The organism is Pseudomonas sp. I8001 (genome assembly GCF_013385345.1).
GTDB lineage: Bacteria > Pseudomonadota > Gammaproteobacteria > Pseudomonadales > Pseudomonadaceae > Aquipseudomonas.
The window spans coordinates 39324-51702 of record NZ_JACAQC010000006.1 but is presented as its reverse complement, the minus strand read 5'-3'; the positions used below and the strand labels follow the sequence as shown (position 1 = coordinate 51702).

The 12379-nt window shown below is 62.6% G+C and carries 12 protein-coding genes; 8 read left to right on the top strand and 4 right to left on the bottom strand.

Annotated elements, in window-relative coordinates; all coding sequences use genetic code 11:
* The first annotated feature begins 433 nt into the window (after window positions 1–433).
* Window positions 434–2050 carry an L-aspartate oxidase gene (nadB, locus tag HX839_RS03735; protein ID WP_003211997.1) on the top strand — a complete coding sequence of 539 codons (1617 nt, stop codon included), beginning with the start codon at window positions 434–436 and terminating at the stop codon, window positions 2048–2050.
* Here nadB and HX839_RS03730 read toward each other — a convergent pair.
* Window positions 2019–2471: a protein YgfX gene (locus tag HX839_RS03730; RefSeq protein WP_177066749.1), complete on the bottom strand. Its 453-nt coding sequence runs from the start codon at window positions 2469–2471 to the stop codon at window positions 2019–2021. The genes nadB and HX839_RS03730 overlap by 32 nt on opposite strands.
* A complete protein-coding gene (locus HX839_RS03725; protein WP_003212000.1) occupies window positions 2455–2709 on the bottom strand; it encodes a succinate dehydrogenase assembly factor 2 in 255 nt (84 codons plus the stop codon). The genes HX839_RS03730 and HX839_RS03725 overlap by 17 nt, the downstream gene beginning before the upstream one ends.
* Window positions 2710–2848: 139 nt before the next feature.
* Between HX839_RS03725 and HX839_RS03720 the strand changes: the two genes are divergently transcribed.
* A complete protein-coding gene (locus HX839_RS03720; protein ID WP_177066748.1) occupies window positions 2849–3790 on the top strand; it encodes a folate-binding protein YgfZ in 942 nt (313 codons plus the stop codon).
* Window positions 3791–3826: 36 nt separating this feature from the next.
* Complete coding sequence (locus HX839_RS03715; RefSeq protein ID WP_003212004.1) at window positions 3827–4648, top strand: HDOD domain-containing protein; 822 nt, start codon at window positions 3827–3829, stop codon at window positions 4646–4648.
* On the opposite strand, the gene HX839_RS03710 is transcribed toward HX839_RS03715, so the two are convergent.
* Together HX839_RS03710 and HX839_RS03705 are read right to left on the bottom strand one after the other, a co-directional pair.
* The gene (locus HX839_RS03710) at window positions 4649–6034 is read right to left on the bottom strand and encodes a sensor histidine kinase (protein WP_003212006.1); all 1386 of its coding nucleotides are present in this window, start codon (window positions 6032–6034) and stop codon (window positions 4649–4651) included.
* Window positions 6027–6698 (bottom strand): response regulator, encoded by a 672-nt coding sequence (locus tag HX839_RS03705; RefSeq protein WP_003212008.1) that lies wholly within the window; start codon window positions 6696–6698, stop codon window positions 6027–6029. The genes HX839_RS03710 and HX839_RS03705 overlap by 8 nt, the downstream gene beginning before the upstream one ends.
* 236 nt (window positions 6699–6934) lie before the next feature.
* Between HX839_RS03705 and HX839_RS03700 the strand changes: the two genes are divergently transcribed.
* The 5 genes from HX839_RS03700 (at window position 6935) to HX839_RS03680 (ending at window position 12365) form a co-directional block, all read left to right on the top strand.
* Window positions 6935–8215 (top strand): OprD family porin, encoded by a 1281-nt coding sequence (locus HX839_RS03700; RefSeq protein ID WP_177066747.1) that lies wholly within the window; start codon window positions 6935–6937, stop codon window positions 8213–8215.
* Between the two features lie 28 nt (window positions 8216–8243).
* Window positions 8244–9230: a tripartite tricarboxylate transporter substrate binding protein gene (locus HX839_RS03695; RefSeq protein WP_166742143.1), complete on the top strand. Its 987-nt coding sequence runs from the start codon at window positions 8244–8246 to the stop codon at window positions 9228–9230.
* Between the two features lie 130 nt (window positions 9231–9360).
* Window positions 9361–9819, top strand: coding sequence for a tripartite tricarboxylate transporter TctB family protein (locus HX839_RS03690; protein WP_008437838.1), 459 nt, complete (start codon window positions 9361–9363; stop codon window positions 9817–9819).
* 1 nt (window position 9820) lies between these two features.
* Window positions 9821–11335 carry a tripartite tricarboxylate transporter permease gene (locus HX839_RS03685; protein WP_087692609.1) on the top strand — a complete coding sequence of 505 codons (1515 nt, stop codon included), beginning with the start codon at window positions 9821–9823 and terminating at the stop codon, window positions 11333–11335.
* Window positions 11328–12365: an AbrB family transcriptional regulator gene (locus HX839_RS03680; RefSeq protein ID WP_003212018.1), complete on the top strand. Its 1038-nt coding sequence runs from the start codon at window positions 11328–11330 to the stop codon at window positions 12363–12365. Before HX839_RS03685 ends, HX839_RS03680 begins: the two co-directional genes overlap by 8 nt.
* Window positions 12366–12379: the final 14 nt, after the last annotated feature.

The window sequence follows — 12379 nt, the reverse complement described above, 5'->3', positions numbered from 1 at the left end:
TAACTAATCGATCAGGCTTGCAAACATAGACTCGGACTTTTCGCAAAAGTTCTCCCCCTCCAAGCAAGTTTCCGGCGCGCACTGATTTGGCACACACGAAAAACGCAGCGCGGGCAATGCCGGCTGCGCGAATAATCTGTCGCCAGTTTCCTGACGCGCCTGACACAGACGCGGCTCAGCAAATCCAGCGTGTTCCCAGCTTTCGGGCATCCTGCTATTGAGTCGGGGCCTATGCAAAAAGTTCCCATCCCAATCGCTGTCCGTTTCATGAAAGCCGTGCAGTTCGTTGCCCGTAGTCTCACAATGCCACGAATGCCCGGCTATTGTGCCGCTCCCCCCCTCTATATACTAGTGGGCCGTGTCACCCTTTGATTCGCCGATCCAGGCGTCCTGTTTGCGCCCCCTACGGATCGCTTTTTGCGGAATCCTTCAAATGAGCCAACAGTTTCAACACGATGTCCTGGTGATTGGCAGCGGCGCCGCGGGCTTGAGCCTTGCACTGACCCTGCCGGGCCACCTGCGCATAGCCGTACTGAGCAAGGGCGACCTCGCCAATGGCTCGACGTTCTGGGCCCAGGGCGGTGTCGCCGCGGTGCTCGATGACACCGACACCGTGCAATCCCACGTCGAAGACACCCTGAATGCCGGCGGCGGCCTGTGCAATGAAGAAGCGGTGCGCTTCACCGTCGAGCATAGCCGCGAAGCCATCCAGTGGCTGATCGACCAGGGCGTGCCCTTCACCCGCGACGAACATTCCGGCACCGACGACGGCGGCTTCGAGTTCCACCTGACCCGCGAAGGCGGCCACAGCCATCGGCGGATCATCCATGCCGCCGACGCCACCGGCGCCGCGATCTTCAAGACCCTGCTCGCCCAGGCCCGGCAACGCCCCAACATCGAACTGCTGGAACAGCGGGTCGCCGTCGACCTGATCACCGAAAAGCGCCTTGGCCTGCCGGGCGAACGCTGCCTCGGCGCCTACGTGCTCAACCGGGCCAGCGGCGAAGTCGACACCTACGGCGCGCGCTTCACCATTCTCGCCTCGGGCGGCGCAGCGAAGGTCTACCTCTATACCAGCAACCCCGACGGCGCCTGCGGTGACGGCATTGCCATGGCCTGGCGTTCGGGCTGCCGGGTGGCGAACCTGGAATTCAACCAGTTCCACCCCACTTGCCTGTATCACCCGCAGGCCAAGAGCTTCCTGATCACCGAAGCCCTGCGCGGCGAAGGCGCACACCTGAAGCTGCCCAACGGCGAACGTTTCATGCAGCGCTTCGACCCACGAGCAGAACTGGCCCCGCGGGACATCGTCGCCCGGGCCATTGACCATGAAATGAAGCGCCTGGGCATCGACTGCGTCTACCTGGACATCAGCCACAAGCCCGAAGCCTTCATCAAGACCCATTTCCCGACGGTCTACGAGCGCTGCCTGGCGTTCAACATCGACATCACCAAGGGCCCGATCCCGGTTGTCCCGGCGGCGCACTACACCTGCGGCGGCGTAATGGTCGACCAGAACGGCCGCACCGACGTGCCCGGCCTGTACGCCATTGGCGAAACCAGCTTCACCGGCCTGCACGGCGCCAACCGCATGGCCAGCAATTCGTTGCTGGAGTGTTTCGTGTACGCCCGCTCCGCCGCCGCCGACATCCTTGAACAGCTGCCGCGCATTCCGGTGCCGGCCGCCCTGCCCCGCTGGGACGCCAGCCAGGTGACCGATTCGGACGAAGACGTGATCATCGCCCACAACTGGGACGAGTTGCGGCGCTTCATGTGGGACTACGTGGGCATCGTGCGCACCAACAAGCGCCTGGCGCGGGCGCAGCACCGGGTTCGACTGTTGCTGGATGAGATCGACGAGTTCTACAGCAACTATAAAGTCAGCCGCGACCTGATCGAGCTGCGCAACCTGGCCCAGGTGGCGGAACTGATGATCCGCTCGGCCATGGAGCGCAAGGAAAGCCGGGGATTGCATTACACCCTCGACTACCCGCAAATGCTGCCCGAAGCGCGCGACACTATTCTGGTGCCAACCACCTACGGCGGCTGAACTTCAAGCGCACCCGCAGGCGCCGATGCACATCGGTAGCCTGCGAATCCCGTGGCACGCAGATCGAACGCACCCGCCAGTCACCCTGCACCCGAAAGCGCAGCACCACGATCAACGGCAACGCCAGGCTGTCGGGGCGCAGTTGCACGCTGTGCCAGCCACGCGCGGCGCTCCACAACTGCCAGCCATCCTCGTCGCGACGCAGGCCACGGATCGACGAACGGTGAGTCAGCAGGATATGACGCGGCAATACCCAACCGGCATGGGCCAGGCACAACAAGGCGCCAAAGGCTCCGAACCACGGGGACACATCGAGAAACCACAGCGCACCCAGTGCGAACACCTGGGCGAAAAGATAAGCCGCCAGCAACTGCCCGGAGGCGTGCCAGCGGCATTCGAACGTATTACTTGGGCTGGACACGATCCAGAATCATCCGAACCATGCGCTGCAGCTCCGGGTCTTCCGATTCGGCGCGTTCCATGAACCAGCCGAACATGTCCTGATCCTCGCATTCCAGCAGCTTGCGGTAGCAGTCGCGGTCGACGTCGTTGAGGTGCGGATAGACCTCCCTGACGAACGGTACCAGCAACACGTCCAGTTCAAGCATGCCGCGGCGGCTGTGCCAGTAGAGGCGATTGAGTTCTACATCTTCGACCATGGAGCGCTCCTCAAATAGAGCGCAAGTATACAGGCCGAAGCTGCCTGGAACAGTCGGCTTTGGTCGGCCATACGGAAACTATCCATTTGCCGGGCGCCCCTCTATGATGCACTCATGACTTTTTAACCTGCGATGACCCATGGCTGACTCTGCTTTTTTCTGCCCCCTGTCCCACGAAGGCGTTCTCGCCGTCCGCGGTGCCGACGCTGCCAAGTTCCTCCAGGGACAACTGACCTGCAACCTTAACTACCTGAGTGACACCCAGGCCAGCCTGGGCGCGCGCTGCACCCAGAAAGGGCGCATGCAGTCGAGCTTCCGCATCCTGCTGCAAGGCGATGGCGTGTTGCTGGCCATGGCCACCGAACTGCTGGAGCCACAACTGGCGGACCTGAAAAAGTACGCCGTGTTCTCCAAATCCAAACTCACCGACGAAAGCGCTGCCTGGGCGCGTTTCGGTGTGTCGGATGCCGATCAGGTACTGGCCGGCCTCGGCCTCCAACTACCCGCCGAGACCGACAGCGTGGTGCGCAGCGACGACCTGATCGCCATCCGCGTATCGCCGGGCCGTGCCGAACTCTGGGCCCCCGCCGCCCAAGCTCAAACCCTGCACAGCCAACTCGCCGCACAATTGCACGAAGGTGAACTGAACCAATGGCTGCTGGGCCAGATCCGTGCCGGTATCGGCCAGGTCATGCCCCAGACCCGCGAACTGTTCATCCCGCAGATGCTCAACCTGCAAGCCGTCGGCGGCGTCAGCTTCAAGAAAGGCTGCTACACCGGCCAGGAAATCGTCGCGCGCATGCAGTATTTGGGCAAACTCAAGCGTCGCCTGTATCGCCTTAGCCTGAATGCCGGCGAGCTGCCTGAGCCCGGCACCCCACTGTTTTCCCCGAATCACAATAGTGCCATCGGCGAGGTGGTGATTGCCGCCCGTGCCGATCAGGCGATTGAACTTCTAGCGGTGCTGCAAGCCGAAGCAGCAGAGAGTGGCGATGTGTATGTAGGCACGCTGGAAGGCCCGGGCCTTCAGCTGCTCGACCTGCCCTACCAGCTGGACCGTGATCGCGAGATCCAGCGCTGATCGTCGTACCTTTTTGCTACACCCTAGAGATCTTGAATGAACAAGCTGGCGGAAAAAGTCCAACAGGCGTTGGTTGTGGCCATCGATAACGATGACCTGGTTCTGCCAACGCTGCCGGAAGTAGCCCTGAACATTCGTCAGGCCGCCGAAGACCCGGACATCAGCATCAGCCACCTGAGCAAAGTGATCGGCCGTGACACTGCCTTGTCGGCACGGCTGATCAAAGTGGTCAACAGCCCGCTGTTGCGCGCGACCCAGGAAGTCACCGACCTGCACACCGCCATCACCCGCCTGGGCACCAACTACAGCAGCAACCTGGCGATCGGCCTGGTGATGGAACAGATCTTCCACGCCCGTTCCGAAGTGGTCGAACAGAAGATGCGCGATGTCTGGCGGCGCAGCCTGGAAGTGGCCGGCGTGAGCTATGCGTTGTGCCGCAACCACAGCCAGTTGAAGCCTGACCAGGCGGCGCTGGGTGGGCTGGTGCACCAGATTGGCGTGCTACCGATCCTGACCTTCGCCGAAGATCACTATGAACTGCTGTCCGATCCGGTCAGCCTCGATCACGTGATTGAAAGCATCCACCCGTTGCTGGGGGACAAGCTGCTGCGGCGCTGGGACTTCCCGGAAATGCTGGTGAACCTGCCGGCGCAGTACATGAACCTTGAGCGCGACTCCGAGCGCCTGGACTATATCGACCTGGTGCAGGTCGCCGTGTTGTATTGCCACCGCGACACTGACCACCCGCTGGCCAGCGTGCCGATATTGACGGTACCTGCGATCAAGAAGCTGCGACTCGACCCCTACAGCGACACCTTGCGCGCCGAGCTGGATGAAGCACGGTCGATGTTCTACTGATTACCCCGCGATAAAACTGACCCGCACTTTCAAACCCGCCAACTCTCCGTCATGCAAGCTGATCTGCGCCAGATGTGCCCGGCAGATCTCGCCAACAATCGCCAACCCCAAGCCCGCCCCCAAGCCCTGCTGGCTGCGCCGATAGAAGCGCTCGAACACTCGGTCCCGCTCATCCAGCGGGATGCCCGGGCCGTCATCTTCCACCTCAAGTACCGCCGGCGCCGTGACCCGCAGGATCACGTTGCCGCCCGGGGGCGTGTGGGCCAGGGCGTTGTCCACCAGGTTGCTCAACAACTCGTTCAACAAGGTGGGCTCGCCCCGCAGCCACACCGGTTCATCCGCCTCCAGCGCCAGGGCCACGCCACGCGCATGGGCCAGCGGCGCCATGGCCATGCCCAGCTCGCGAGCCAACTGGCTCAGGTCCAGCAACTGGGCCCCGCCTTCGGCAATCGCCCGGGCGCCGTTTTCGATGCGCGCCAGCGAGAGCAATTGATTGGCCAGGTGAGTCAGGCGATCAGTGCCCTGGGCTGCGGTTTCCAGGGTGGTGCGCCAGGTAGCCGGGTCTTCGGCACGCAGGCCAAGCTCCAAGCGTGCCTTGAGCGCTGCCAACGGAGTGCGCAGCTCATGGGCGGCATCGGCAATAAACTGTGCCTGGCGCTCGAACTGCCCGCGCAGGCGTTCGGTGAAATGGTTGAGCGCATGTACCAGCGGGCCCAATTCATGCTGCACTTCCACCAGCGGCAATGGCCGCAGGTCATCGGGCTGACGCTCTTCCACGGCCGTGCGCAAGCGCTCCAACGGCCGCAGCGCCGCACTCACGGCAAAGAACACCAACAACAATGCACCGATGGCCAGCATCCCCAGGCGCAGCAAGGTATCGGCCATCAGGCTGCGCGCCATCGCCACCCGCGCTTCGTCGGTTTCGGCCACGCGGATTTCCGCCATGCCGTTCATGTTCGGCTCGGAGACTGCCTTGAGCAGGCTGACCACTCTCACGTTCTGGCCCTGATACCTGGCGTTATAAAAGCGCGCCAGCGCCGGATAGTCATCGGTGCGTGGAGTGCCCGGCGGCGGGCCCGGCAGGTTTTCGTAGCCGGAAATCAGCTTCTGGTGAATATCGTTGACCTGGTAGTAGATTCGCCCGGCGCTGTCGTAGGCGAACGTATCCAGGGCGACGTAGGGCACATCGGCACTCAAGGTGCCGTCGCGGTGGGACAGGCCGGCCGCAATGGTCCGCGCCGAGGCCAACAGCGTGCGGTCGTAAGCCGTGTCCGCCGCCTCGCGTCCATTCCAGTAAGCGCTCAAGCCGCTGGCAATCATCAACACCACCAGCAACAGCGCCAGGTTCCACAGCAGGCGCCAGCGCAGGCTGCTGGGCTTATGCATCGCGGGCTTCCAGCAGGTACCCCAGGCCACGGAAGGTGACGATGGCCACAGGCTGGCCATCGAGTTTCTTGCGCAGGCGGTGCACGTAGATTTCGATGGCATCGGGGCTGGCCTCTTCATCCAGGCCAAACACCTGGGAAGCCAGTTGCTCCTTGCTCATGACCCGGCCCGGGCGCGCGATCAGCGCCTCAAGCACCGCCTGCTCGCGGGAGGTCAACGTCAGCAATTCGCCGCCCAGGGTGAAGCGCCGCGTGTCCAGGTCGTAAATCAGCACGCCACACGCCTGTTGCCGCTCACCGCCCAGCACGCTACGGCGCAGCAGCGCCTTGACCCGGGCTTCCAGCTCCGTCAGTTCGAACGGCTTGGCCAGGTAGTCATCCGCGCCCAGGTTGAGGCCATGCACGCGGTCTTTCACATCGCTGCGTGCGGTCAACATCAACACCGGCAGATTTTTCCCTCGGGCCCGCAGGCGCGCCAATACTTCGAAACCGTCCATGCGCGGCAGGCCCACATCGAGAATCGCCACCGCGTATTCCTCGCTGCTCAAGGCCAGGTCCGCCGCCACTCCGTCGTGCAACACATCGACGGTCAAACCCGTGCTCTTGAGCGCCTGGGCGACACTTTCGGCTAGCTGCAAATGGTCTTCGACCAGAAGGACACGCATGGGTTTTTACCTCGTTCGGGGGTGGTCGGCGCCACGCTTTGCCGGGGAGTTTACAGGCGCGGCCTGCGCTGTGAAGCCCGAAAACATTGAAAGGCGACTGAAAGGTTAGTGAAAGCTTCGCCCTTTAGCATCCAGCCACGGTGGGTTTCGCCTGCCGAGCTATTTCACCCATAGCGCCCGAAAAACGCCTCGAAGCGTTTTCGCCAAAATAAGAACAATAACGGAGTACACCCACGATGCTGCGCACACAGCCGCCTGCTCGTTCTTATCGTATCACCCAGACCGCCCTTGCCAGTGCCGCCGCCCTCGCCGGCTTTTCGCCCGCAGGCCAGGCCGCCTTTTTCGAGGACAGCACCGCCACCCTCGAAACCCGCAACATGTACTTCAACCGCGACTTTCGCGACGGCACCAGCGCACAACAATCCAAGCGCGACGAGTGGGCCCAGGGCTTCATGCTCAACCTGCAGTCGGGCTATACCGACGGTACCGTCGGCTTCGGCATGGATGCGCTGGGCATGCTCGGGGTCAAGCTCGACTCCAGCCCCGACCGCACCGGCACCGGGCTGTTGCCGACCCACGACGACGGCCGCGCCGCCAACGAATATTCCAAACTCGGCCTGACCGGCAAAGTGAAGATCTCCGCCACCGAGCTGAAGATCGGCGCGCTGATCCCCGAATTGCCGATCCTCAAGCCCAACGACGGGCGCATCCTGCCGCAGACGTTTGAAGGCGGCCTGCTCAGTTCCAGGGAATTCAAGAACCTGGTGTTCACCGGCGGCCGCCTCAACAAGGCCAAGGACCGCGACGACACCAACTACGAAGACATCGGCCTCAACAACAAGAACAGCCGCTTCCTCAGCGGCGCCACCGGCAAGCATTTCGACTTCGGCGGCGTGGACTATAAATTCGCCGACAAGATCACCGGCAGCTACCACTTCGCCCAACTCGACGACGTGTACCGCCAGCATTTCCTCGGCCTCGTGGCCTCGCGCCCGATGGGCCCCGGCACCTTCGGCGCCGACCTGCGCCTGGCCGTCAGTGACGACACCGGCGCGGCGCGCGGCGGCAAGATCGACAACACCTCCCTCAACGGCCTCTTCAGCTATGCCCTCAATGGCCATAAGCTCAGCGCCGGTTACCAGCACATGTCCGGCGACAGTGCCTTTCCCTACGTGGACGGTAGCGATCCTTACCTTGTCAACTTCGTGCAGATCAACGACTTTGCCGGCGCCGAAGAACGCTCCTGGCAGGCCCGCTACGACTACGACTTCGCCAAGCTGGGGATTCCCGGCCTGAGTTTCATGAGCCGTTACCTGTCGGGTGACAACATCAAGCTCAAGAACGGCGAGACCGGCAAGGAGTGGGAACGCAACAGCGAGATCCGCTACGTGGTGCAAAGCGGCACGTTCAAGGACGTGGCCGTGCGTCTGCGCAATGCCACCTACCGTTCCAACTATTCGGCCCGTGATGCGGATGAAGTGCGCCTGCTGGTGAGCTACAGCGTCGCACTCTGGTAACAGCAACCTCATAACAACAATGATGGAGATGAACATGACCCTTTCACTGCGTAAATTTGCCCTGACGGCCAGCTGCATGCTGTTCGCCAGCCAACTGCTGGCCGCCGAGCCCAAGCGCCCGGAGTGCATCGCCCCGGCGTCCCCTGGCGGTGGTTTCGACCTGACCTGCAAACTGGCGCAGAGCGCGCTGGTCAACGAGAAACTGTTGAGCAAGCCGATGCGCGTGACCTACATGCCCGGCGGCGTGGGCGCGGTGGCCTACAACGCCGTCGTGGCGCAGCGTCCGGCCGACGCTGGCACGCTGGTGGCGTGGTCCAGCGGCTCGCTGTTGAACCTGGCCCAGGGCAAATTTGGCCGCTTCGATGAAAGCGCTGTGCGCTGGCTCGCGGCCGTCGGCACCAGCTACGGCGCCATCGCGGTGAAAAACGATTCGCCCTACAAAAACCTCGACGATCTGGTCAAGGCCCTGAAGAAAGATCCGGGCAGCGTGGTCATCGGTTCCGGCGGCACCGTCGGCAGCCAGGACTGGATGCAAACCGCCCTGATCGCCAAGGCCGCCGGCATCAACCCGCGTGACCTGCGTTACGTGGCACTGGAAGGCGGCGGCGAGATCGCCACCGCCCTGCTCGGCGGCCATATCCAGGTAGGCAGTACCGACATCTCCGACTCCATGCCGCACATCCTCAGTGGTGACATGCGCCTGCTGGCGGTGTTCTCCGACGAACGCCTGGACGAGCCGGAAATGAAGAACATCCCGACCGCCAAGGAACAAGGCTACGACATCGTCTGGCCGGTGGTGCGTGGCTTCTACCTCGGGCCAAAAGTCAGCGACGAAGACTATGCCTGGTGGAAAGACGCCTTCGACAAACTGCTGGCTTCCGAAGAGTTCGCCAAGCTGCGTGACCAGCGCGAGCTGTTCCCGTTCGCCATGACCGGCCCGGAGCTGGACACCTACGTGAAGAAACAGGTGGCTGACTACAAAGTGCTGGCCAAAGAGTTCGGCCTGATCCAGTAATCGCCCCTCTGTGGGAGCGGGCTTGCTCGCGAAAAACTTCAACGATGACGCGTGCTGCCTGTATAAACGCGACGTCCTGGCGTTCTTCGTGAGCAAGCTCGCGCCTACAAGAGTCTCCAAGGAGTTTCCCATGCTCTTACAACGCATTTTCGCCTCAGTGATGTTGCTGGTATGTGCCGGCCTCGCACTGATGGCCTGGCCATATCAGGCGTCGTTTTCCTACGAGCCGGTAGGGCCTCGGGCCTACCCGCTGCTGATGCTCGGGCTGATGGGCCTGGGCCTGATCTACATGCTGTTTCGTCCACAGCCCACCAAGCACACAGAAGAAGAGCCCGCGCTGGACCGCCAGACCCTGATCAAGATCGGCATCTGCGTCGGGTTGCTGCTGGTGTTTGCCGGCACCTTCGAACCCTTGGGTTTCATCCTCAGCAGCATGCTGATCGGCATTCCGATGGCGCGCCTGTATGGCGGCCGCTGGATGCCCAGCGTGGTGATCGTGACCTTGATGAGCATCGGTCTTTACCTGCTGTTCGACAAGGCCATGGATGTACCGCTGCCGCTCGGCCTGCTTGAAGTTCTGGAGAACTGATATGGATACGTTCAGCTATTTGGGCCAGGGCTTCGGCGTTGCACTGACCCCTTACAACCTGATCACCGCACTGTGCGGCACCTTGATCGGCACCGTGGTCGGCCTGTTGCCGGGCCTTGGGCCGATCAACGGCGTAGCGCTGTTGATCCCCATCGCATTTGCCCTGGGGCTGCCGCCTGAGTCGGCCTTGATCCTGTTGGCGGCCGTGTACCTGGGCTGCGAATACGGCGGGCGCATCAGCTCGATCCTGTTGAACATCCCGGGTGAAGCTTCCACTGTGATGACCACCCTCGACGGCTACCCGATGGCTCGCAAAGGCCTGGCGGGCGTGGCGTTGTCGCTGTCGGCGTGGAGTTCGTTCATCGGTGCGTTTATCGCCACCTGCGGCATGGTGCTGTTCGCCCCGCTGCTGGCCAAATGGGCGATTGCCTTCGGCCCGGCGGAATATTTCGTACTGATGGTGTTTGCCATCGTCTGCCTGGGCGGCATGGCCGGTGACAAGCCGCTGAAGACCTTTGTCGCGGCATTGATCGGCCTGTTTCTGTCAGCAGTGGGTATCGATGCCAACAGCGGCGTATACCGCTTCACCGGCGATAACATCCACCTGACCGACGGCATCCAGTTCGTGGTGCTTGTATTGGGCCTGTTCTCCATCAGCGAGATCCTGTTGCTGCTGGAAAAAACCCACCGTGGCCAGGAAGCCGTGAAAGCCACCGGACGCATGATGTTCAACCTGAAGGAAGCTTGCGCGGTATTCGTCGTGAATATTCGCTGCGGCCTGCTGGGTTTCATCATGGGCGTATTGCCGGGCGCGGGTGCCACACTGGCCTCGGCCGTGGCCTACATGACCGAAAAACGCCTGGCCGGTGCCAGCGGTAAATTCGGCCAGGGCGACATGCGCGGCCTGGCGGCTCCGGAAACCGCGATCGGCGCTTCCGCCTGCGGCGCCCTGGTGCCGATGCTGACCCTCGGCGTACCCGGCTCGGGCACCACGGCGGTGATGATCGGCGCCCTGTCACTGTACAACATCACCCCCGGCCCGCTGCTGTTCCAACAGCAACCGGACATCGTCTGGGGCCTGATCGCCTCGTTGTTTATCGCCAACATCATGCTGGTGATCCTCAACATCCCGATGATCCGCATCTTCACCCGCATCCTTGCCGTGCCGAACTGGGCACTGGTGCCGGTGATCGCCATCATCACTGCGATCGGTGTGTACGCGGTTCACGCCACCACCTTCGACCTGTTCCTGATGGTCGGCATCGGCATCTTCGGCTACATCCTGCGCAAGCTGGATTTCCCGCTCTCGCCGGTGCTGCTGGGCTTTATCCTCGGCGGGTTGATGGAGCAGAACCTGCGTCGTGCGCTGTCGATTTCCAACGGCGAATTGCAGATCCTCTGGTCGAGCCCGATCACCTTCGGCGTGTGGGTACTGACGGCCTTGATGCTGTTGTTCCCGCTCCTGCGCATCTGGCGCAAGCGTTCCCTGCAGCGTCGTGCCGTGGCCGATGTCTGAGGCCACGTTCAGAAACTGGTGGGCAACACCGCTGGTCGGTCTGCTGGGCGGGTATCTCGCCAGCCAGATCGGCTGGCCACTGCCGTACATGGTCGGCTCGTTGCTGGCGATCATCCTGGTGCGCTGCCTGACACCCTGGCAGCTCGCGGAAATTCCCGGCGGCCGCAAATGCGGCCAATGGGTGGTGGGCATCGGCATCGGCCTGCACTTCACCCCGGTGGTGATCGAGCAGGTGATGAGCCACTTCGGCCTGATCTTCTTCGGAGCGCTGGTCACCAGCCTCTCCAGCATTGTGGGTGTGTGGTTGATGCGCCGCAGCGGTGAAGACCGCGCCACGGCGTTTTTCTCGAGCATGCCAGGTGGATCGGGGGAGATGGTCAACCTCGGCGCACGCAATGGCGCAGTGCTCAGCCGCGTCGCGGCGGGCCAGAGTTTGCGGGTATTGGTGGTGGTGCTCTGCGTGCCGGCGGCGTTCAAGTATTTGCTGGGGGAAGGTGCCCCGCAGTTTCATCCGGCGACGGTGGATTGGACCTGGCTGGCGCTGCTGTTTCCCGTCGGCGCACTGGTGGCCTGGGGCTGGCAGCGCTTGCGTCAGCCAAACCCCTGGCTGTTCGGGCCGCTGCTGGTCAGTGCCGCCGCCAGCATTACCTGGGACTTGCACATCGGGCTGCCCGACGGCGGCAGCCAGATCGGCCAGTGGCTGATCGGCAGCGGCCTGGGCTGCCACTTCAACCGGCAGTTCTTCCGGCGCGCGCCGTTGTTCATGGGACGTACGTTGATCGGTACGGCGTTGACCATGTTGATTGCGACGCTGGCGGCTGTGGGCTTGAGCGCACTCACACATCTGGACCTGCGTTCGCTGACACTGGGCATGATGCCAGGCGGAATTGCGGAAATGAGCCTGACGGCGGAAACCCTGCAATTGTCGGTGCCATTGGTGACGGCGATGCAGGTGATGCGTTTGTTGTTTGTGCTGTTTCTGGCGGAGCCTTTGTTTCGGCACTGGAACCGGCAGCCAGACAAAATCTGAAGCCTAAGAGACAT

Excerpts from the sequence above, each read along its gene's own strand:
- nadB (WP_003211997.1), top strand. The coding sequence starts at position 434 with ATGAGCCAACAGTTTCAACACGATGTCCTGGTGATTGGCAGCGGCGCC.
- HX839_RS03725 (WP_003212000.1), bottom strand. The coding sequence starts at position 2,709 with ATGGTCGAAGATGTAGAACTCAATCGCCTCTACTGGCACAGCCGCCGC.
- HX839_RS03720 (WP_177066748.1), top strand. The coding sequence starts at position 2,849 with ATGGCTGACTCTGCTTTTTTCTGCCCCCTGTCCCACGAAGGCGTTCTC.
- HX839_RS03715 (WP_003212004.1), top strand. The coding sequence starts at position 3,827 with ATGAACAAGCTGGCGGAAAAAGTCCAACAGGCGTTGGTTGTGGCCATC.
- HX839_RS03710 (WP_003212006.1), bottom strand. The coding sequence starts at position 6,034 with ATGCATAAGCCCAGCAGCCTGCGCTGGCGCCTGCTGTGGAACCTGGCG.
- HX839_RS03705 (WP_003212008.1), bottom strand. The coding sequence starts at position 6,698 with ATGCGTGTCCTTCTGGTCGAAGACCATTTGCAGCTAGCCGAAAGTGTC.
- HX839_RS03700 (WP_177066747.1), top strand. The coding sequence starts at position 6,935 with ATGCTGCGCACACAGCCGCCTGCTCGTTCTTATCGTATCACCCAGACC.
- HX839_RS03695 (WP_166742143.1), top strand. The coding sequence starts at position 8,244 with ATGAACATGACCCTTTCACTGCGTAAATTTGCCCTGACGGCCAGCTGC.
- HX839_RS03690 (WP_008437838.1), top strand. The coding sequence starts at position 9,361 with ATGCTCTTACAACGCATTTTCGCCTCAGTGATGTTGCTGGTATGTGCC.
- HX839_RS03685 (WP_087692609.1), top strand. The coding sequence starts at position 9,821 with ATGGATACGTTCAGCTATTTGGGCCAGGGCTTCGGCGTTGCACTGACC.
- HX839_RS03680 (WP_003212018.1), top strand. The coding sequence starts at position 11,328 with ATGTCTGAGGCCACGTTCAGAAACTGGTGGGCAACACCGCTGGTCGGT.